This is a genomic window from Janthinobacterium sp. BJB446 (genome assembly GCF_002735655.1).
In the GTDB taxonomy this organism is placed as follows: domain Bacteria; phylum Pseudomonadota; class Gammaproteobacteria; order Burkholderiales; family Burkholderiaceae_D; genus Janthinobacterium; species Janthinobacterium lividum.
The window spans coordinates 1,014,478-1,032,694 of record NZ_PDZK01000001.1 but is presented as its reverse complement, the minus strand read 5'-3'; the positions used below and the strand labels follow the sequence as shown (position 1 = coordinate 1,032,694).

24 protein-coding genes are annotated in these 18,217 nt (G+C 61.5%); 2 read left to right on the top strand and 22 right to left on the bottom strand.

Translation table 11 applies throughout. From position 1 onward, the window contains the following. Positions 1 to 12 precede the first annotated feature (12 nt). From CSQ92_RS04715 to CSQ92_RS04640, 17 genes are all read right to left on the bottom strand, one after another. The gene (locus tag CSQ92_RS04715; protein WP_034777759.1) at positions 13 to 402 is read right to left on the bottom strand and encodes a GPW/gp25 family protein; all 390 of its coding nucleotides are present in this window, start codon (positions 400 to 402) and stop codon (positions 13 to 15) included. Between the two features lie 2 nt (positions 403 to 404). Beyond that, on the bottom strand, positions 405 to 812 hold the full coding sequence (locus CSQ92_RS04710) for a PAAR domain-containing protein (RefSeq protein WP_257219121.1): 408 nt from the start codon (positions 810 to 812) through the stop codon (positions 405 to 407). Positions 813 to 817: 5 nt separating this feature from the next. Continuing rightward, positions 818 to 1,414 (bottom strand): phage baseplate assembly protein V, encoded by a 597-nt coding sequence (locus tag CSQ92_RS04705; protein ID WP_099393349.1) that lies wholly within the window; start codon positions 1,412 to 1,414, stop codon positions 818 to 820. Next, entirely contained in the window at positions 1,411 to 2,457 is a 1,047-nt protein-coding gene (locus CSQ92_RS04700) for a phage late control D family protein (protein ID WP_070279323.1), read from the bottom strand. Before CSQ92_RS04700 ends, CSQ92_RS04705 begins: the two co-directional genes overlap by 4 nt. After that, complete coding sequence (locus CSQ92_RS04695) at positions 2,450 to 3,091, bottom strand: CIS tube protein (RefSeq protein WP_070279322.1); 642 nt, start codon at positions 3,089 to 3,091, stop codon at positions 2,450 to 2,452. Before CSQ92_RS04695 ends, CSQ92_RS04700 begins: the two co-directional genes overlap by 8 nt. Next, positions 3,091 to 4,236 (bottom strand): hypothetical protein, encoded by a 1,146-nt coding sequence (locus CSQ92_RS04690; RefSeq protein WP_099393348.1) that lies wholly within the window; start codon positions 4,234 to 4,236, stop codon positions 3,091 to 3,093. Before CSQ92_RS04690 ends, CSQ92_RS04695 begins: the two co-directional genes overlap by 1 nt. After that, positions 4,236 to 4,748 carry a phage tail protein gene (locus CSQ92_RS04685; protein WP_099393347.1) on the bottom strand — a complete coding sequence of 171 codons (513 nt, stop codon included), beginning with the start codon at positions 4,746 to 4,748 and terminating at the stop codon, positions 4,236 to 4,238. Before CSQ92_RS04685 ends, CSQ92_RS04690 begins: the two co-directional genes overlap by 1 nt. Position 4,749: 1 nt before the next feature. Further along, positions 4,750 to 4,863, bottom strand: a complete 114-nt coding sequence (locus CSQ92_RS29540; RefSeq protein WP_306508707.1) for a DUF6760 family protein — start codon at positions 4,861 to 4,863, stop codon at positions 4,750 to 4,752. A gap of 38 nt (positions 4,864 to 4,901) precedes the next feature. Next, positions 4,902 to 5,285: a hypothetical protein gene (locus CSQ92_RS04680; protein WP_052139831.1), complete on the bottom strand. Its 384-nt coding sequence runs from the start codon at positions 5,283 to 5,285 to the stop codon at positions 4,902 to 4,904. Between the two features lie 21 nt (positions 5,286 to 5,306). Next, on the bottom strand, positions 5,307 to 5,753 hold the full coding sequence (locus tag CSQ92_RS04675; RefSeq protein WP_034777734.1) for a phage tail protein: 447 nt from the start codon (positions 5,751 to 5,753) through the stop codon (positions 5,307 to 5,309). Positions 5,754 to 5,787: 34 nt separating this feature from the next. After that, positions 5,788 to 7,446, bottom strand: a complete 1,659-nt coding sequence (locus CSQ92_RS04670) for a phage tail sheath C-terminal domain-containing protein (RefSeq protein ID WP_257219120.1) — start codon at positions 7,444 to 7,446, stop codon at positions 5,788 to 5,790. Positions 7,447 to 7,465: 19 nt separating this feature from the next. Continuing rightward, positions 7,466 to 8,044 (bottom strand): hypothetical protein, encoded by a 579-nt coding sequence (locus tag CSQ92_RS04665; RefSeq protein ID WP_099393346.1) that lies wholly within the window; start codon positions 8,042 to 8,044, stop codon positions 7,466 to 7,468. Further along, entirely contained in the window at positions 8,041 to 8,670 is a 630-nt protein-coding gene (locus CSQ92_RS04660; protein WP_099393345.1) for a DUF4255 domain-containing protein, read from the bottom strand. The genes CSQ92_RS04665 and CSQ92_RS04660 overlap by 4 nt, the downstream gene beginning before the upstream one ends. A 2-nt stretch (positions 8,671 to 8,672) precedes the next feature. Further along, positions 8,673 to 9,521 (bottom strand): hypothetical protein, encoded by an 849-nt coding sequence (locus tag CSQ92_RS04655; RefSeq protein WP_139144177.1) that lies wholly within the window; start codon positions 9,519 to 9,521, stop codon positions 8,673 to 8,675. Beyond that, positions 9,521 to 10,150: a hypothetical protein gene (locus tag CSQ92_RS04650; RefSeq protein WP_052139826.1), complete on the bottom strand. Its 630-nt coding sequence runs from the start codon at positions 10,148 to 10,150 to the stop codon at positions 9,521 to 9,523. Before CSQ92_RS04650 ends, CSQ92_RS04655 begins: the two co-directional genes overlap by 1 nt. A 7-nt stretch (positions 10,151 to 10,157) precedes the next feature. Further along, positions 10,158 to 10,544: a hypothetical protein gene (locus CSQ92_RS04645; protein WP_099393344.1), complete on the bottom strand. Its 387-nt coding sequence runs from the start codon at positions 10,542 to 10,544 to the stop codon at positions 10,158 to 10,160. An 87-nt stretch (positions 10,545 to 10,631) separates the two neighbouring features. Beyond that, the gene (locus tag CSQ92_RS04640; RefSeq protein WP_034777728.1) at positions 10,632 to 11,045 is read right to left on the bottom strand and encodes a hypothetical protein; all 414 of its coding nucleotides are present in this window, start codon (positions 11,043 to 11,045) and stop codon (positions 10,632 to 10,634) included. Positions 11,046 to 11,561: 516 nt separating this feature from the next. On the opposite strand from CSQ92_RS04640, the gene CSQ92_RS04635 reads away from it, so the two are divergent. Further along, the gene (locus tag CSQ92_RS04635) at positions 11,562 to 12,302 is read left to right on the top strand and encodes a helix-turn-helix transcriptional regulator (RefSeq protein WP_071653309.1); all 741 of its coding nucleotides are present in this window, start codon (positions 11,562 to 11,564) and stop codon (positions 12,300 to 12,302) included. A gap of 164 nt (positions 12,303 to 12,466) precedes the next feature. On the opposite strand, the gene guaA is transcribed toward CSQ92_RS04635, so the two are convergent. The 4 genes from guaA to CSQ92_RS04615 form a co-directional block, all read right to left on the bottom strand. Then, positions 12,467 to 14,077: a glutamine-hydrolyzing GMP synthase gene (gene guaA, locus CSQ92_RS04630; protein WP_099393343.1), complete on the bottom strand. Its 1,611-nt coding sequence runs from the start codon at positions 14,075 to 14,077 to the stop codon at positions 12,467 to 12,469. A 70-nt stretch (positions 14,078 to 14,147) separates the two neighbouring features. Next, positions 14,148 to 15,608, bottom strand: a complete 1,461-nt coding sequence (gene guaB / locus CSQ92_RS04625) for an IMP dehydrogenase (protein ID WP_034777711.1) — start codon at positions 15,606 to 15,608, stop codon at positions 14,148 to 14,150. A 135-nt stretch (positions 15,609 to 15,743) separates the two neighbouring features. Further along, positions 15,744 to 16,040, bottom strand: coding sequence for an RnfH family protein (locus tag CSQ92_RS04620; RefSeq protein WP_099393342.1), 297 nt, complete (start codon positions 16,038 to 16,040; stop codon positions 15,744 to 15,746). Next, positions 16,033 to 16,464 carry a type II toxin-antitoxin system RatA family toxin gene (locus CSQ92_RS04615; protein ID WP_035818194.1) on the bottom strand — a complete coding sequence of 144 codons (432 nt, stop codon included), beginning with the start codon at positions 16,462 to 16,464 and terminating at the stop codon, positions 16,033 to 16,035. Before CSQ92_RS04615 ends, CSQ92_RS04620 begins: the two co-directional genes overlap by 8 nt. Positions 16,465 to 16,557: 93 nt before the next feature. On the opposite strand from CSQ92_RS04615, the gene smpB reads away from it, so the two are divergent. Next, a complete protein-coding gene (gene smpB / locus CSQ92_RS04610) occupies positions 16,558 to 17,007 on the top strand; it encodes an SsrA-binding protein SmpB (protein ID WP_034784131.1) in 450 nt (149 codons plus the stop codon). A 312-nt stretch (positions 17,008 to 17,319) separates the two neighbouring features. On the opposite strand, the gene CSQ92_RS04605 is transcribed toward smpB, so the two are convergent. Beyond that, on the bottom strand, positions 17,320 to 17,628 hold the full coding sequence (locus tag CSQ92_RS04605) for an H-NS histone family protein (RefSeq protein ID WP_010397665.1): 309 nt from the start codon (positions 17,626 to 17,628) through the stop codon (positions 17,320 to 17,322). Positions 17,629 to 18,217 lie beyond the last annotated feature (589 nt).

Sequence of the window (18,217 nt, the reverse complement as noted above, 5' to 3'; positions counted from 1 at the left end):
GTATGTCCTGGCTTATTTGAGAAAGAATGGGTAGACCAGATTGGCCGGCTGGTTGTGCGAGCGGATCAGGTAATCGACCGACACCTGCAGGCAATTGGGCTGTTGCGCGTCGATGAGGGCGGCCACGCCGGTGACCTGGATGCGCGGCTCCCAGCGGTCCAGCGCCTGTTTCACGTACAGCTGCGCCAGGCTGCTGGCGCTGGCATTGCCGGCCGAGAACACCAGCTCATTGATGCGGCAGCCGAAGGCCGGCAGCATCACTCTTTCGCCGGGCGCCGTCTGCAGGATGATCAGGATGGCTTCGGCGATGTCGTCGGCGCCGGCCGCGAACAGCACGCGCCCGCCGCTGGTCTGCACGGGGAACGCCCAGCCCTGGCCCAGGAAATCGGCGCCGGTGGCCATCGCTAGCCCATCCTCACGGTGCTCATGCCGGCCACCTGCACGGTCGGCGGCGGCGCCTGCGGACCGGCCGGCGGCAGGTCGTGGCAGGTTTCGCACAGGTCGCCCGCGCGCGCGGCGCCCTTGCCGTTGATGCGTACCGTCAAACTGCCAAGCATCACCTGCCCGAGATTGGTGGGCGGCACCTGGAACTGGCCGCTGGCGGCGATATGCGGCGGCACATTGTTGGCCATCGAACCGACGGTCGCCGCAGGCCTGCCGTTGATGCGCACGTTCGGACTGGTATTGCTGGCGATCTTGCCGGAAAACGGGAACGGCTGCGGGGTCGGCACCGGTCCGCCCGGGCTCGGTACCAGTACGATGTGGATGTCGGCGGCGTTGACGATACTGTCGCCCGCCTTGGCTGCGCCCATGCCCATCAGTTCAGATCGATCATGGCGGCTTGCAGCTTGAGCGCCTTTGCGCCCTGCAACTGCATGCCCTCGGCCGACAAATCGGCCTTGACGCTGCCGTCCTTGGTCTGCAGCACCACGTGGGGCGCGCTGATGGTCAGCGTGCCCTTGGCGCTGATCGCCAGGTCGCCTTCGCTGCTGATGCTGATCTTGTTGTTGGCGGTATCGAGCTCGATCTGGTTGTTCTTTTCGTCGATGATGGTGATCTTGCCCTGCGCACTATCATCGAGCACGATGGTCTTGCCCAACTGCGTCCTGAGCATGCGCACTTCCTGCTGCTGGGCCGCCTCGACGGGCGGCTTTTGCACGCCGTTCCACAGGAAGCCCAGCACATACGGCTGGTTCGGGTCGCCGTCGGCGAAGGCCAGCAAGGCCGAATCGTCTTTCCTGGGCAGGAAAAAGGCGCCATAGCCGGGGCCGGCGAAAAAGCTCATCACCTGCAGCCAGTCCGACTCGATGGTGGCGCCACTCAGCGTCAAAAATACACGGATGCGTCCCAGGCCCTTGGGGTCTTCGGTGTTGCTGACCTTGCCGAGCGTGACCCCGGATGCGTTGCCGTTCATATACCCGTCCTGCGCACGTTGATGTCCGTCTTGTAGCCGCTGCTGTCGTCATAGTCGTGGGTGCTCGAGGTGACGTAATAGGTGCCGTCAAAACGCTCGCTCAGCCCGGTGATCTTGATGTTCACGCCAGCCACCAGGTCGCTGTCGCCCACCAGGCTGGCCTGGCCTTCGATAAAACTCTGCAACTGGCTCTGGAACTGCGCGTCGGCCACCGCCTGCAGCGCGGCCGGATCGCTGATGCCGGGACATTGCAGCGTCATTTCCGAACTGGGAAAATCTTCCGCCGCCTCGTAGCCCGTTTCGCTGCCGCCCATCTTGTCCTGGCTGGTGCCGGACTGCGCCACGGCCGTGATGACGGCATTCGTTTCGACGTCGTAGCCGATGGCCGTCACCTTCTGGCCCATGGTCGGCACTTTCAGGTTCAGGCTCACCGCACTCAGGTCGCGCGGATAACTGAGCGTCTTGATGGCGCCGTTGCCCTCGGCCGAGGGACGGAACACGAGCGTCGTGTCGGCCATGAGCAGTTCATAGTCGAGCTGCTTGCAGCGCTCCATCAGGAAGGCGTAGTTGGAAACATTGTTCTGGATGACGTACTGGTTGATGGTGTCCGGCTGGCCCTCCAGGCTCACCGGCAAACGTGCCGCGCGCGCCACGTCGCTGACGATCTCGTTATCATTGAGCAAGCTGTAGGTTTTGGTGCGGGTACCGAACTTGAGCCGGTACATGCGGTCGAAACCGCGTATCGTGGCGGCCGAAGATGCCGTGCTGAAACTCGGTTCGATGGCCGTGATATCGCCGCTGATCAGTTGATGCAACTGGTTCAGGCCCAGGAAAATCGTGATCTGGTCGCCCGGCTTGAATACGTCGAGATCGACGTCCTGCCAGGCGCCGTCCGCCTTCACCATGTCGAGCGTGAAGCTGAACATGGCCGGTACATTGATTTCATCGTGCACGCGCACGTTGTGGATGGCGGCCACGATCGAGGATGGCAAAGGGCTGCGGTTCTTCAGGATCTTGAATGCCCCGGTCTGGACGCTAAGCATACACGGCTCCCGCGGTGCCGGCATGCACGTCGGGAATGACCAGATTGCGGCCGATATCCTTGCGCTGCGGGAAATTCAAGGCATCCTCGATGCTGTTCTGAGCGGCGATCAGGCGCCACTGGTTCGGGTCGCCCAGGGTCGCTTGCGCGATCAGGTACAGGCGGTCGCCCTGCTTGACCTGCCACAGCTGGCGGCAATTGAAATAGCCGCGCGACTGCAAGTCCTCCTCTTCCGTCAGCACCGACTTGAACGTCACGTTCAGCTCGGCGCGCACGGGAATGCCGGAACTGAGGAACATCGTGAATTTCTGGTCGAGCTTGACGATAATGCCCGTAAACAGCGGACCGGCCCAGGTAAACACCAGCACCGGCGGCTCCTTGCGCACATTCGTGCCCACGCTGGGCACGGTGAGCGCGACGATCTTGTTGGTCTTGCTGCGCACGTCGACCTGGCGCTCGTAGGTATCGAAAAACAGCGACACGGTCAGGTCGTCATTATTGACCCGCTGAAACTGGATGTTCGAGCCCTCGCCCTGCACCATCACGGTCTTGTTCAGCGACAGTTCGGTCGGGTTGTACATCACGGGAATTTCCTCGCGCGTCGCATGCACGACGATCTTGGCCATTTCCAGCATCAGGCGCCTCCCCGGCGATAGCGTTCGGTGGCGCTGCGGCGGGCCATGGCGCTTGCCATGCGGTCGGTCAGCGAGGCCAGCACTGGCGCGGAAAACAGCGTCTCGGCCAGCACCTTGCGCAACTGCTCCTGCGACTGCCCGTCATGGACGATTTCATGCACCACCCGGGTCTGCACCGCGCGTTCCACGCCGAGCATGCGCGTATCGACAATATGCTCGATGCGGCTTTGCAGCTCGGCCGTGGCAGCCGGCGCCGCCTGGCGCATGTCGCGCCGCACGGGCTGGCGGGCCTGGTAGCGTCCGAGGACGATGGCGGCGCGCGCGGCCGGCGCGGGCAATGGCGCCGGCACGGCCTGCACCGGGGGGCGCCAGGCGCCTGCCTGCCGGGCGGGCACGGCCGGGCGCGTTGCGCGCGGAAACTGTGCCGGATGCGATGCGGGACGCAGGAACGGCGCGCCGGGTGCGGCAATGCCATTGCGGGCCGGCGCCCGTCTGGCCAAGCTGCCGCGCCGCGCCGCCTCGCGTGGCGCAGGGCTGGCCGTGCCGCCAGCGGCCGGTTGGGAAGGGGCCCCGTGTGCCGCCGGCTGCGCGCGCCGGATGGCTGTCCGGGTCGGCGCCGGCGAAGACGCTGCCGCTATGGCGCGCAGGCTGGCGCAACGCGCGACGGCACGCGCCAACGCTGCGGCGTCCCGCTGCCCTGCTGCCGGCTGCGCGATGAAACGTCGCACGGCCAGCGCCAGGGCTGGCTGCTCCGCACCGCGCGCCAGCCAGGCGATGGTCGCCGCCCTGGCCTGCTGCGCCTGCGCCACGCCGCGCTCCAGGCGCGGCAGCACCAGGCGCACGAGGGTTTGCTGCCGCGCGTGCGCCTGCATCAGCTGGCCCCGCAATTCCAGCAGGCGCACCTCGATGCGTTCGGCCATGTCCGCCTTGCGCGCCATACCCTGCATGCGCACCACCAGCCCCATGGCCGAGCGAAATTGCTGCCAATAGTGCAACACCGACGTCGTGTGCCGGCCTGCCCCTCCGCCATGTGCCATGCGCAGCTGCAGCGGCGCGCCGGAATGGGCGAAACGCCACAGCGGTGCGCCGCGCGCCGCATGGAAGCGCTGTGCCAGGCCGGCGCAGCCAAGGCGCATGGCGCGCATCAGAGTATCCCCGCCGCTGCCGAATACACGCTGCTCGCGAGGCTCTTGCGGATGCCTTCGTGCGCCAGCGTAAACGACTGGCATGCCACCAGGCTGCCGCCCGCATCCAGGCTTGGCCCCTGCCACTGCACCGGCCAGGCATTGTAGAAATCCCACCAGACGCTGGGCAAGCCGCGGTCATCCAACAGGTAGATGGAACCGTTCCGGCGCCGGATGGCGCCGCTCAGCGTCGACTGGTACCACAGCCACATCGGGTCGAGCGACGTGATGCCGGCCTTGAGCACCAGGTCGGAACAGGTCACCTGGCCGGGCAGCTTGTACTCGATGTCGTTGACGCCGCCCTGGCGCACGGTGCGCACCTCGGTCTTCGATTCGAGCCCTTCGACGGACATGAAGCCGCCCACCAGGATGCCTTCAACTTCGACGAAAAAATTGTAGGCCTTGAACGGGTCGATACGCAGGCCCAGCTGGCGCTGCGCGGCACCCATGACTGCATTGACACCGACCACCATCTCATGCTCCCAGGTTATGCATCGACTTGTGCCGCTCGTCGGCATTCATCGTCTGGTTGATCTTGCTGATTTCGCCGCACCAGCGGCGCCGCTCGGCGTGTTCCATCGCCATCAGGTCCTCATGGGACCAGTGAAAGTGATAGGCGAGGAAGGCTATCTCTGCGTAAAGCTGGTCGGAAACTGGAGCAAGCCCGGCTTTCCCAGGGCGCCCTGCGCCTCCCCCGGCAAGCCGGCGTCGTCAGTGTCGACCTGGTTGATCTTGTTGTACAGCTGCTGCAGGTGGAAGAAGTCGGCCGCGAACAGCTCCTCGACCACCTTGGTGCTGACCATTTCAAGGCTGCCCAGACGAACGATCACGCGCGACAGCACGATGATGATCAGGTAGGCCGGGTTGCTCTGGACGCGGTGGTCCTTGAGCGGCAGGATCTCGTCGCCGGCGGTGGCCAGGCGCATCACGCCATTGCGGTGCAGGTTGCCGTCGCCGTCGCGGTAACCCAAGGGCAGGATAAATTCGATTTCGGTACAGATCACGCTCATTGCCGCTTCCCCTTGTGCGCGTTACGACACGCGCGTCATGTATTGCATCGTCAGTTCGAACGTCTCGATCATCACGTCGCTGCTGGCCGCGTTGAGGCCCGAGCTTTCGTATTTGCTGGCCCAGGCGCTGATCACGTTCCAGCGCGCCTTGTCGGCGCCGCCTGCATCCATGAGTATCAGCGAAACGTTCTTTTGCGCCCCCTTCGCGCCCGAGCCCTGGGTCGACACCAGCTGGTACCAGTTGTACAGGTCCATCGAGTCGGTCAGGCCCTTCTTCAGGCTCAGCTTGCCGTAGCTGGTGAGCCCCGACAACGAACGCTTGTAGACCGGGTCGGTGCCTTCGCGGTATTCGACCGCCTCGATCGTACTGTCGGGTACGCTCGCCTCGGAAAACGCGGCGATCTGGATGCCGGCAATCTCGACCCGGAAGCGGAATCCCCGGTAGGGATCGGTTAATTGTGTGGCCATGCGCGTTCTCCGCAATCAATCGGTGTGGATGGGGTCAGCTGCCGGAATCGGGCGCGCTGGTTTTTTGGGTCAGGCGCAGGATGACGAACTCGGCCGGATACACTGCCGCCAGGCCGATGTCGATGTACAGCTGCCCCAGCATGCGCGTCTCGAGCGGATTGTTCGATTCGTCGCAGGTGACGAAAAACGCTTCGGCGGCCGTCGCGCCGAACAGGCCGCCCTGCTGCCACAGAGTGGTCAGGAAAGCGCTGACGTCGCGCGTGATGGATGACCAGAGTTGCTGGTCGTTGGGTTCGAACACCACCCACATCAGGCTCTGGCGCAGGCTTTGCTCGACATAGATGAACAGGCGCCGCACGCTCACATAGGTCCATTCCGTGTTGAGCGCCAGCGTGCGCGCGCCCCAGATCACGTTGCCGTAGTTGATGAAATTGCGCACCGCGTTGATGCCTTCGGGGTTCAGCAAGTCCTGGTCGGCATCGGTCAGGGCTTGGTCGAGCAGCACCGCGCTCATCAAGGCGCCGTCATTGACCCCGGCAGGCGACTTGAACACCCCCACATTGATATCGGTATACGCGTAGCGGCCGAGCACCGGACCGGATGGCGGGATCGGCACGTTGGCCCCGGCGATCGGATTGTAGATGTAGACCCATGGGTAATACAGCGCGCCGAAGTCGGAGTTGAGCGCGTTCGGATTGCCTTTCGGCGCCTGGCCCTGGCCGGACTTGAATGACAGGATGTCCTGCACGCTCTGGCCGAATGGCGGATCGATCACATAGAACAGGTTGCGTTTGTCGATGCAGAACATCAGGCCGGCATTGATCAGGGTGCCCTGCAGCGCCAGCGACTGCTTGCCGCTGTTGTCGGTGGCCGTGACGGTGTCGGGCACGGACAGCAGGCTCAGGCCCTGCACCTTGTCGAGCAGCTTGGTGGCATCGGTCAGATCGTAATTCGGGTTGCCGCCGTTGCTCAGCGCCGTCGGCCCGCCATTCGGTGGCCGCACTGGCGGCGTGGGCGAAGCGGTGCTGTTGACCGCCACGCGAATGAACATGGAATTGGCGTTGATCTGCGTCGCCAGCGCGCTGGGCTTGTTGGCCTCGTTGATCATGCTGTTGGCCGTAAAGCCGTTGAACTGCTCCAGTACGTAATAGGAGGCCGTGCCGAAGGTTTGCGGGCTGAGGCTGTTTTGCACGATGTATTGCTGCAGCAGCAAGTTCGGCATGGTCGCCACCACGGGCGCGGCGGGCGTGCCCATCAGCGCCGCCGCCACCATCACGGTGACATTGAAGACGGGCGTGGTGGGCGCCGGCGTGATGCTCGGGTCGGTCGCGCTGGCGTTGCTGACCATGATGCTAATGGCGTTGCCCCAGGGGCCGGGCGTGACCGCCGTGACGGCCAGCGGCTGTTTGGCGCTGGCACACTTGGCGCTCGCCTTGTCGCTGGCGCGCACCACGTAGCAGGCGGCGCCTCCTTCATTGAAAAACTCGTAGACCGACCACGACACCATCGCATACCAGGCCAGCTGGCCGAACGTGCGCTGATAGGCGGCCCAGCTGGTGAGCAGGATGGGCTGCATGTACGGCCCCGTTTCCGTCACGCCGACGAAAGCCGGGGTCGATGTCGAAGCGCCCTGGATGCTGCGGGTGCCTGGCACTTCCTGAATATAAATACCGGGATGGTTATAAGTGGCCAAAATAAGTCTCTCGTGTGGATTACGGCATCTCGATGTCAAGGAACAGCATGGAACCTGGTTGCACGCTGACCTGCCTGCTGACCTTCGCGTGGCCGGCCTTGCTAAAACCGAGCGCGACCGTGGTCGGCTCGTCCAGTTTACCCCGCAGCGCCAGCGCGTAGCGGCCCGCATAGCGGCCATAGCCGGACGATTCGCCCGCCACTGCCTGCGCCTTGGCGCGCGCGCCCTGGTAGCCGGCACTGATGGCGACCTGGCCCAGCGGTTGCGCGGCGGCGTCGACGATCTTGCCGCGGATCAGCGTGGTCCCCTCGGGATACGGATAGAGGGGACTGGGCGCCAGCACACAGGCGACGATGGCGTCGGCCAGCGGCTCCTTGAGCGGCACCTCGAACGTCAGCTGCTGGTCGAAATAGCGGTGGTCGGTGCTGAGCACGTCGAGCCGGTAGCTGCCGTCGTCGAGGCCGGCAAAGGCGTAAAAGGCCTGCGCCTTGTCCTGCGGCACAATCGGCTTGTCGTTCAGCAGGAAATGCGCGCGCACGCCCACCGCCGGCGCCATGCTGAAACCGTCGATCAGCTGGATCACGGCGCTCAGCTTCATGCCGCTCCCGCCCCGGCGATGGCGCGCCGCGTCGTCTCCAATGTGCTGTCGGCAACCATCTCGGCGCTCGGCTGCAGGGACGAGGCGATGCGCACCGGCGACAGCGTGTACAGCTTGGTAAGCTTGTAGGGCTTGTTCGGAAAGCCGCTCCAGATATTGTGCAAGGTCAGGATCGGACTGGCGTCGGGCACGATGGCGATCGAATCGTTGCCGCTGGCCTTGAGCTGGGGGTGCAGCCAGGCGCCCGCGAGCGCCGGCACGTCGTGGAACAGGCGCACCAGCTTGTCCACCAGCACCAGTTCGAGTTCGGCCGAGCGCGCATACGGCACCATCATGTAGAGCAGGTCCGACACCAGCGGCGACGGCGTCACGGCCAGCGAGTTCGGCCCGGCCCTGCCCTGGCTGCGGTTGAGCGTGGGCGGCAGGTTGCGCAGGTAGGGATTGATCTCGATGTTGTAGAGGTAGAGCGAGAGCATGGTCGCGCCCTGGCTGTCGATCTCGGCGGGCGAGTCGAACACGACCGCCGATTCATTCGCAAGTTCCGGGATGTGCGCGCGGATCAGCGAGCGCAGCGACTCGCTCACGCAGCGCAGCACCTGTCCGGAATCGATGGTCGCCGGTCCCATGGCTAGAGCGTAAACACGGTGAAGGTCTGGCTGACCAGTTGCGGCTGGCGGTTGCCGATGTGGGCAAACAGGCTCACGTTGGGGTCGCAGGTGGCCTTGAGGTAGATGTACGGCAAATCGTGCGGTTGCCAGCTCAGGTAAGCCTGCATGAAGAAGTCCAGCGTGGCGCCGGCGTCGGCGCTCTGGCTCGTCTCGAATTCCAGCACGCGGGTGCCGTACGCAAAGAACTTGAGCGGCACGCTGGGCTGGGCGCCGGCCAGGCGGATGCCGCCCGACTCTTCTCCTCCCGGTCCCAGGCACCAGGTGGCCAGTCCCAGACCTTTCTTGGTCGACAGTTCGAGGGCGATGCGGTCGCCCGGATAAGCATTCTGCACCGACACGATCACGCTGCGCGAATTGGCGTCGGGATCGCGCAGGACTGCGCTGATGCGCCCGTTGCGCCACTCCATCGCGCGCTGCGAACCGAAAAACGCCATCACGCTCGCTTCGTTATTGAGCGTGCAATAGCCCTGCAGATAATCGACGCCGGGGGCCACGCGCAGGAACAGGGTCATGGTGAAGGCGTTGAGCGCGGCGCCGCCGCTGGCGGTGCGGATGGCCAGCAAGCCGCCGGAAAATTCAACCGAGCGGATACATGACTGGCGCTGGCCGCCGTTCTGATCGGCCACCACCGTGAAACCCATGCTGTCGCCCGAGCGCGCGCCCAGCGACCATTCGGTGCCGGCCGTGGTGAACGTGAAATTGATGTTCGAGTCGGCCGCGATATTCTTGAATATCAACACGACCGGCAAGGGGTCGCCTTGCATGCGCTGGCCGTGTGCGGTGTCAAGCTGGAGCGTTGGAGTATTCATCAGGCAAGATCGATCGCAAATGAACTCAGGCCGATGACCGTGCTGCGGTCGCCGCGCGATTGCAGGCAGACGCTGGCACCGGGCGGCAGGTCGACCCGGCCCTGCAGCTGCGGCTGGCTGGTCTGCACGTATAGTTCGATGCTGACTTCGTCGCAGTCCTGGTAGGTTTCGAGGATGATTTCGCGCGCATTGATGAGCAAGCTGCTCAGATACATGGCGGGCGCGTTGCTGGACATGCACAGTCCGACCATGCGGCTGTCCTCGCCGCCTTCGCTCCAGATCGCCTTCTGGTCGGGGCGGATGGTCAGGAAGGCCTTGCTGTTGGCACGCAACTGGAAAAAACGGATGCTCAGCTGGCGAAACGTCGTCACCTCGTGGTAGCACTGCTCGTTGAGCGCGTGCAGCGGGTTGCTCAGCAGGTGCGATTGCAGGTGCTGCAATTCATGCGGATTCAAGGCCAGGGCATCGATCTGGATGCGCGCCATGACCAGCTTTGCCTCGGCCTGCGCCAGCGCCTGGCCGGCCGGCTTGCTGACGGACGCGGAGCGCTTGCGCGGCGCGGCGGCCGGCGTATGCTCCGCAAGCGTCGTCGCCGCCAGGTCGGTACCGCCCGTAGTCCGCTTGCTCATCGCGCGTTTATTCCGGGAAGGTGATGGTGTTCTTGCCCACTTTCAGGGGCACCTGGCCGCTGCCGCCGAGGAAGCGGTAATAGCCCAGCACGGTCACATCGACATAGGTGAAGTTGACGGTCATGCTGGCGCCGGCCGGGACCACGCCGACCACCACTTCCAGCGCTTGCTGGTCGCCCGATGGATTGGCGCCTGCCTGCAGGTTGATGCCATTTTCCTTCACGTTCAGGTAAGCCAGCGGAGGCGTGGCAGGCGCGCCGCCCCAGGGCTGGATCTGCACCGGTGTTCCGGTTAGCGAAATCCTGTTGGCATCGGTGATCGACAGGACGGCGTTCAGCGGGACCGTATTGTCGGACCTGACTTCAAAGATGAATGCGATCGAATATTCTTGCACGGTAATTCCTCGAAGAGCCAAAAAAGATGAATGCCCTGCCGCGGGCGGGCATTCACACGGGTGCCGATACGCCAGCTTCAGCAAGGCTTAATTCGGCCACTCCAGGATGACAAAGTTCTGGCTCAGCGTGATCGGCTTCTTGCCATCGAAATTGAAGGTCAGCACGGGACCGCTATCGCTGGTCGACTTGATCTTCAGCAGCGACAGGCTGCCATTGGCCGTCAGGCAAGGCGAAATGTTGAAGGTTACCGAATCCGAACCGCCGGCGCTGATCTGCAGGTCGATCAGGACGCCATTGACGCTCAGGCTGCTCAACGGCAGGGCCACGCCGCCCGAGGCGTTAATGGTGATGCCCGAATTGCTGTCTTCCGATGGATCGCCGGTGCTCCAGCACAGGGTGTCCGATTTCGTTTCGATGTCCAGTGTGACCGAGATGCGCTGGCCAGGCTGGGCGTTTTGCACACTGATTTCCGCCGTGGCGTACTTGTACTCAGATGTCATGATGCATTCCTCTAAGAGTGAAAATTCGTTGATCTACACGCGTCCGTTTTTTCAAGTCGACTGACAATGCATTGGTCAGCAACGACATTAAGCCACGCTGGCGCGGCGTGAGTCACCTGACAAATGTGCCAGTTTGCGCTGACATGGCTTTGGTGTATCCGCGACACGCCGCGCGAGCCGGGCCGGCGATGGGCCAGATAATCACGCATTCTCACCGGCGAGCGGGACAAAAAGAGGGGTTTCTCCGCATTACTTGCATCATCAGAAACCTTATACGGCCTCTGCTTGTGACAATGTAACGATTGCTAGAAAACTATTATTTTTACTAGGTGTTGCTAATGCTCAAATCCTGCAACATACAAATCTGCCCTTCGTTTAACCTTCGTATTGTGATGCTGCGCCCGCCCCTGCCACCGCGCCTGATGACAGGCAGCGATTGCGACGACACCGTGATCGCCGGGACGCGTCTTGCATGTTGGCGTTACGAACCACCATCATCAACCCGAGGAGTATTCCATGCTGCTGCTGGATGACCTGTTTAGCCTGGTGCGATGCCAAACCGAAGCGGACTGGACCCGTCTCCTGTTCAGCATCGGCGCACAATGCGGCTACGAGCATGTGTATTACGGCGTCGCGCCGGAAAAGACGGTGGCTTTTCACTGGCCGGCACCGGAGGCGTCCTTTGTCGTGAGCAACTATCCGCCGTCCTGGCGCGCGCTGTATGTCTCGGAACGCCTGCATGAAAGCGATCCCAGCATCTCCCATTGCCTGGCCAATACCATGCCGCTGTTATGGCGGCCGGAAAGTTTCACCAGCCCCGCACAGCGCGCCTTCTATGAACAGGCGTGCCAGCACGGCATGCGCTCCGGTTTTTGCTTCCCGGTGCACGGCGCAAGCGGTGAAACGGGCATGTTGAGTTTTATCCGCAACGCGCCGCCGATGGATGCGGAACGCGACAGCTTCGCCACGATTGCGCAGCTGGCCCTGATCCGCGACTACGTGATCGAATCGTCCGCCCGCTTCATCAAGCACGACGCGCCGCCCGTGCCTGGCGCCAATCCGCTGACCACGCGCGAAATGGAATGCCTGCAGTGGATCATGGCGGGCAAGTCCTCGTGGGAAATTTCGCGCATCCTGCTGCGTTCCGAAGGCACCATCAATTTCCATGTCTCCAATGCGAAGAAGAAATTCAATGTACAGACGCGCCAACAAGCCGTCCTCAAGGCCATCAAGGCCGGCTTCCTGATCCCCTCCTGAGCCGGGCCAGATTTGCCATGCAATCCGAGCCGCCTGGCGGCATGGGCTACCGGCTGTCCGGGTATAACAGTCCAGCGCCATAAAAAAAGGCCCTGTAAAAACAGGGCCCTGCTTACTGAATCACCATGATGAGCATGACGATGAAAATGCTCCCCTAGGGAAACTCACTCCCACTCGATGGTCGCCGGCGGCTTGCCCGAGATATCGTAGACGACGCGGTTGATGCCGCGCACTTCATTGATGATGCGGTTGGAGACCTTGCCCAGCAAGCTGTGCGGCAGGTGCGCCCAGTGGGCCGTCATGAAGTCCTGCGTTTGCACGGCGCGCAAGGCCACCACGTATTCGTAGGTACGGCCATCTCCCATCACGCCCACCGATTTGACGGGCAGGAAGACGGCGAAAGCCTGGCTCGTCGCTTCATACCAGTTCGCTGGCAGCGCGTCCGGGTCGACGGCCTGGCCGGCGACGAATTCGTACGGCGTGTTGCGCAATTCTTCGATGAAGATGGCGTCGGCGCGGCGCAGCAGATCGGCGTAGTCTTTCTTGACTTCGCCGAGGATACGCACGCCCAGGCCCGGGCCAGGGAACGGGTGGCGGTAGACCATGTCATGCGGCAAGCCCAGGGCTACGCCCAGTTTGCGCACTTCGTCCTTGAACAGTTCGCGCAAAGGCTCAAGCAACTTGAGCTTCATGGTGTCCGGCAAGCCGCCCACGTTGTGGTGGCTCTTGATGGTCTGGCCTTTTTTACCTTTACCGGCCGATTCGATGACGTCCGGGTAGATCGTGCCTTGCGCCAGCCATTTGGCGTTGACCAGCTTGCCCGACTCGGCCTGGAAGACTTCGACGAATTCGCGGCCGATGATCTTGCGCTTTTGCTCGGGATCGGTAACGCCGGCCAGGTGGCCCATGAACTGGTCTTCCGCATCGACGCGGATGACTTTCACGCCCAGGTTCTTGGCGAACATGTCCATCACCATCTTGCCTTCGTCCAGGCGCAGCAAGCCGTGGTCGACGAAGACGCAGGTCAGCTGGTCGCCGATGGCGCGGTGGATCAGGGCCGCAGCCACGGACGAATCGACGCCGCCGGACAGGCCCAAGATGACGTCATCGCTACCGACTTGCGCGCGGATTTTTTCCACCGCTTCGCTGATGTAGTCGGGCATGTTCCAGTCCGACTTGCAGCCGCAGATTTCATGCACGAAACGGCCGATCATGGCCTTGCCCTGCACCGTGTGCGTCACTTCCGGGTGGAATTGCACGCCGTAGAACTGGCGCTCTTCGTCGGCCATGGCCGCGATCGGGCAGCTCGGGGTGTTGCCCATCAGCTTGAAGCCTGGCGGCATTTCCAGCACCTTGTCGCCATGGCTCATCCACACTTTCAGCATGCCGTGGCCTTCGTCTGTGACGAAGTCGGCAATACCGTTGAGCAACTTGGTATGGCTGCGGGCGCGCACTTCGGCGTAGCCGAATTCGCGCACCAGGCCATTTTCCACTTTGCCGCCCAGCTGGGCCGCCATGGTTTGCATGCCGTAGCAGATGCCCAGCACGGGCACGCCCAGCTCGAACACGGCTTGCGGCGCGCGCGGCGAGTCGCCATCCAGCGTGGAATTGTGGCTGCCCGACAGGATCACGCCGGCGGCGCCATAGTTGCGCACGAATTCATCGCTGACGTCATACGGGAAGACTTCGGAAAACACGCCGGAATCGCGCACGCGGCGGGCGATCAACTGGGTGACTTGGGAACCGAAATCGAGAATGAGGATTTTAGAGTGCATGGTCGGAGCTTTATTCAGGGTCAATTGCAAAACCGGCGCACTGGGCGCCGGTCTGGACTTTCGTTACCGCTTACTCGGAGCGATAATTTGGCGCTTCTTTCGTGATCTGCACATCATGGACATGCGACTCGCGCATGCCGGCCGAGGTGATTTCCACGAATTCCGCTTTTTCGCGCAGTTCGTCGATGGTGGCGCAACCGCAGTAACCCATCGATTGACGCACGCCGCCCACCAGCTGGAAGATGATCGCCAGCACGCTGCCCTTGTAGGCGACGCGGCCTTCGATACCTTCAGGCACGAATTTGTCGGCCTTCATGGTGGCGTCTTGGAAATAACGGTCAGCCGAGCCATCGGACATCGCGCCCAGCGAACCCATGCCGCGGTACGATTTGTAGCTGCGGCCCTGGTACAGGATCACTTCGCCCGGTGCTTCTTCCGTACCGGCAAACATGGAACCCATCATGACGGTCGAGGCGCCAGCGGCCAGCGCTTTCGAGATATCGCCCGAGAAGCGGATACCGCCGTCGGCGATACATGGCACGCCCGTACCGGCCAAAGCTTCGGCAACATTCGAAATGGCCGTGATTTGCGGCACGCCCACGCCGGCAACGATACGCGTGGTGCAGATCGAGCCAGGACCGATGCCGACCTTGACCGCATCGGCGCCGTATTCCACCAGCGCCTTGGCGGCAGCGGCGGTAGCGATATTGCCGCCAATCACTTCCACTTGCGGGTACTTGGTCTTGATCCAGCGTACGCGGTCGAGGATGCCTTGCGAGTGACCGTGGGCCGTATCGACCACCAGCACGTCGACACCGGCAGCGACCAGCAGGTCGATGCGTTCTTCATCCTTGGCGCCTACGCCGACAGCGGCGCCGACCAGCAGTTTGCCCTGGCTGTCTTTCGACGCGAACGGGTGCGAGGTCGATTTCTGGATATCCTTGACGGTGATCAGGCCGCGCAGCTCAAACGCGTCGTTGACGACCAGCACGCGCTCGAGGCGGTGCTTGTTCATCAGGCGCTTGGCTTCGGCCGTATCGGCATCTTCGTTGACGACCACCAGCTTTTCGCGCGGGGTCATCTTGGCGGAAGCTTCCGCGTCGAGTTCCTTTTCAAAGCGCAAATCGCGGTTGGTGATGATGCCGACGACTTCCTTGCCCTTGACAACAGGGAAACCGCTGATGCCGTACTGTTCCGTCAGAGCGATCACGTCGCGGATTTTCATTTCCGGTGGAATCGTGATCGGATCACGCAACACACCTGCTTCGAAACGCTTTACGCGGGCCACTTCACGTGCCTGGTCCTTCGGATTCAAATTCTTGTGGATGATGCCGATGCCGCCTTCCTGGGCCATCGCGATCGCCAGACGGGCTTCCGTCACCGTATCCATGGCTGCGGACAGCAAGGGAATATTCAGGGTGATATTGCGGGTCAGGCGAGTTTTGAGGGACGTATCGGCGGGCAGAACGTTGGAGTAGGCTGGGACGAGCAGCACGTCATCGAATGTGAGTGCTTTTTGAAGTAGACGCATAGCATTTCCTATTGGCGCAAAAGCAGATTATACAGAAAAAAGCGCCCTCCGTCCTTGCAGCATAAAAAAGATATTTGGAAATAGCAAAAAGTGGCGCTCACCAGGCAACGGCTTCGCGGCGATAGGCCTGCCCGCTCAGCCCTTCGCAGGCTTACCGCCAGCCCTGCGCCGACGCGCTTCTTTCGGGTCCGCCTGCAGAGGACGGTACACCTCGATACGGTCATGCTCGCGCAAAACGGTGTCCACCGGCTTCTTCTTGCCATAGATGCCGACCATATTCACGGCCAGGTCGATGGTGGGGACTTCCCGCAGCAAACCGCTCAACGCCACCGCCTGCTCGATGGTGGTGCCGGCAGGCACGTTCAAGGAGCGCAGGAACGTGCTGTCCGGCAGCGCGTGGCATACTTGCACCGTGATGCCTGCTTCAGCCATACACCGTCTCCGCGCGCTTGCAGAAGGAATCGACCATGCTGTTGGCGATCATGCCGAAGACGGGGCCGATGATCTGTTCCAGTACGCGGCTGGAAAACTCGTAGTGCAGGTCCAGTTCGATCTTGCACGCATCTTCGCGCAGGGCCTTGAAGGTCCACACGCCGTCGAGGGTCTTGAAAGGACCGTCCACCAGCTTCATCTTGATGGAAGTCGGCGGCACGTTCTCGTTGGACGTGGTGAAGCTTTGGCGCACGCCGTGGTAATGTATGCCCACGCTGGCGACAACCGTGTTCTCGCCCCGCTCGCGAATCTCGACCGCACCACACCAGGGCAGGAATTTGGGATAATCCTCCACCGCCGCCACCAGCGCGAACATTTGTTCGGCGCTATAGCCGAGAAAAACTGATTTATGTACTACTGCCATTGAAGAACCATTTGCTATGATGTTGGATACATTTGATTTTATCGCGCTTGCGCGAGACAGTAGTTTAACCGACCCGCGCACATTTACCATCTCATGACCATAGCAGACAACAGAAAAGCCTTCCACGACTACTTTATCGAGGATCGCTACGAAGCCGGCATCGTGCTGGAAGGCTGGGAAGTCAAAGCCATCCGCGACGCCCGCGTACAAATCAAGGAAGCCTACGTCGTCGTCCGCGGCGATGAACTCTTCCTGTTCGGTGCGCATATCAGCGCCCTGCCGACCGCCTCCACCCATATCCATCCGGAAGCCGTGCGCACGCGCAAGCTGCTGCTGCACCGTGCGGAAATGGATAAACTGATCGGCAAGGTGGAACGCTCCGGCTATACCCTGGTGCCGCTCAACCTGCACTACAAGGGCGGCCGCGTGAAATGCGAAATCGGCCTGGCCAAGGGCAAGAAGCAGCACGACAAGCGGGCAGCGGAACGCGACCGCGACGGCGCGCGCGAAGTCCAGGCGGCGATGAAGTCGCACCGCCGCTGATCCGGCGCTACGCGCAGCGTGCTGCGCCGATACCATCAAGCCCGGCTATATGCCGGGTTTTATTTTGCCGGTGCCTGCGGCAAGCGGAAACGCACAGCGCAATGGGATAAAAACAGGGAATGGAAAGAGATACGGCGGGAAAAAACTGGTATTGGTGAAAACACCATGAAGATAAGCGAATGAATCAGCTTTGCCTGCCTGGCCAAAGACGATAAATCAGGAAAGTTCCGGATGCTTGCATGCTGCCTTGTACTACACCTGTACCACTGCACAGGACAAGCATCCGAATGAACGGTTTTTAAACCTTCAGAATCAAACCTTCAGCAAATCACGCGACTTGCCCGAATCGGTCCACTCTTTGACCCATTTCGGCTGACGGCCACGGCCAGTCCATTGCTGCGTCGCGTCATCCGGATTGCGATAGCGTACTGCGACCGTGCCGGTTTTAGCGCGGATACCCGTACCAACCAGATCTTTTACGGAAACGCCAACGCTCTGGGCGATTGCCAGGATTTGCTCGCGCGCTTTGGACAGATCGTCCTGTTCGCGTTTCTTCATTTGCTTCTTGATGTCGTCCTGCAAGGTGCGCAGTTCGGACAGGGATAAGCTGGACAGATCCATGATATTTCCTTGTTTGAGTTGAAAAATATAACTGAACAGTTAAATTCTATCCAATTGTAACGCGACTGAGGTGATTTTTCTTCAGATTTGATTGTTTTTTACAATTCTTTTACCAAAAAACCTGCTTCCCTGGCTTTCAAACAGTGTAATCCTTCCAGCATGGGGAACCGGCATCGCGCATGAACTGCCTGTACAAGCGTCTCCGCTTTGTACGGCTGCGGTTCAATACAGCCCCATCGGCAGTATTTATTTTGCAGTACTTTTTGTTTCATTGCAATTTATAGTAATTATAAATTGCAATTCAAAATATACATGGGAGCAATACTATCGTCCCTTATGCATCAACTCCCAAATTCCTCCCAAGTATCCGTCGCGGATATCGGCGCAATCATAGCCATGCATGAGCCGCAGATTCTACTTAATCAAAAAGATAAGCGTCGCACGACAGCATATAAGCCCGAAAGTGCGCACAGCATAGCATAAAGAAAATATTTCAAGGTTATGGATTCAAGCGCAGATACTCCAGCCCGTCTGCCAGCATATATTCCAATGGCGCAATTGAAAACTGCCCGCGATATGGCGGGCAGTA

Coding starts and splice junctions, on each gene's coding strand:
- CSQ92_RS04715 (WP_034777759.1), bottom strand. CDS start 402: ATGGCCACCGGCGCCGATTTCCTGGGCCAGGGCTGGGCGTTCCCCGTG.
- CSQ92_RS04710 (WP_257219121.1), bottom strand. CDS start 812: ATGGGCGCAGCCAAGGCGGGCGACAGTATCGTCAACGCCGCCGACATC.
- CSQ92_RS04705 (WP_099393349.1), bottom strand. CDS start 1,414: ATGAACGGCAACGCATCCGGGGTCACGCTCGGCAAGGTCAGCAACACC.
- CSQ92_RS04700 (WP_070279323.1), bottom strand. CDS start 2,457: ATGCTTAGCGTCCAGACCGGGGCATTCAAGATCCTGAAGAACCGCAGC.
- CSQ92_RS04695 (WP_070279322.1), bottom strand. CDS start 3,091: ATGCTGGAAATGGCCAAGATCGTCGTGCATGCGACGCGCGAGGAAATT.
- CSQ92_RS04690 (WP_099393348.1), bottom strand. CDS start 4,236: ATGCGCGCCATGCGCCTTGGCTGCGCCGGCCTGGCACAGCGCTTCCAT.
- CSQ92_RS04685 (WP_099393347.1), bottom strand. CDS start 4,748: ATGGTGGTCGGTGTCAATGCAGTCATGGGTGCCGCGCAGCGCCAGCTG.
- CSQ92_RS04680 (WP_052139831.1), bottom strand. CDS start 5,285: ATGAGCGTGATCTGTACCGAAATCGAATTTATCCTGCCCTTGGGTTAC.
- CSQ92_RS04675 (WP_034777734.1), bottom strand. CDS start 5,753: ATGGCCACACAATTAACCGATCCCTACCGGGGATTCCGCTTCCGGGTC.
- CSQ92_RS04665 (WP_099393346.1), bottom strand. CDS start 8,044: ATGAAGCTGAGCGCCGTGATCCAGCTGATCGACGGTTTCAGCATGGCG.
- CSQ92_RS04660 (WP_099393345.1), bottom strand. CDS start 8,670: ATGGGACCGGCGACCATCGATTCCGGACAGGTGCTGCGCTGCGTGAGC.
- CSQ92_RS04655 (WP_139144177.1), bottom strand. CDS start 9,521: ATGAATACTCCAACGCTCCAGCTTGACACCGCACACGGCCAGCGCATG.
- CSQ92_RS04650 (WP_052139826.1), bottom strand. CDS start 10,150: ATGAGCAAGCGGACTACGGGCGGTACCGACCTGGCGGCGACGACGCTT.
- CSQ92_RS04640 (WP_034777728.1), bottom strand. CDS start 11,045: ATGACATCTGAGTACAAGTACGCCACGGCGGAAATCAGTGTGCAAAAC.
- CSQ92_RS04635 (WP_071653309.1), top strand. CDS start 11,562: ATGCTGCTGCTGGATGACCTGTTTAGCCTGGTGCGATGCCAAACCGAA.
- guaA (WP_099393343.1), bottom strand. CDS start 14,077: ATGCACTCTAAAATCCTCATTCTCGATTTCGGTTCCCAAGTCACCCAG.
- guaB (WP_034777711.1), bottom strand. CDS start 15,608: ATGCGTCTACTTCAAAAAGCACTCACATTCGATGACGTGCTGCTCGTC.
- CSQ92_RS04620 (WP_099393342.1), bottom strand. CDS start 16,040: ATGGCTGAAGCAGGCATCACGGTGCAAGTATGCCACGCGCTGCCGGAC.
- CSQ92_RS04615 (WP_035818194.1), bottom strand. CDS start 16,464: ATGGCAGTAGTACATAAATCAGTTTTTCTCGGCTATAGCGCCGAACAA.
- smpB (WP_034784131.1), top strand. CDS start 16,558: ATGACCATAGCAGACAACAGAAAAGCCTTCCACGACTACTTTATCGAG.
- CSQ92_RS04605 (WP_010397665.1), bottom strand. CDS start 17,628: ATGGATCTGTCCAGCTTATCCCTGTCCGAACTGCGCACCTTGCAGGAC.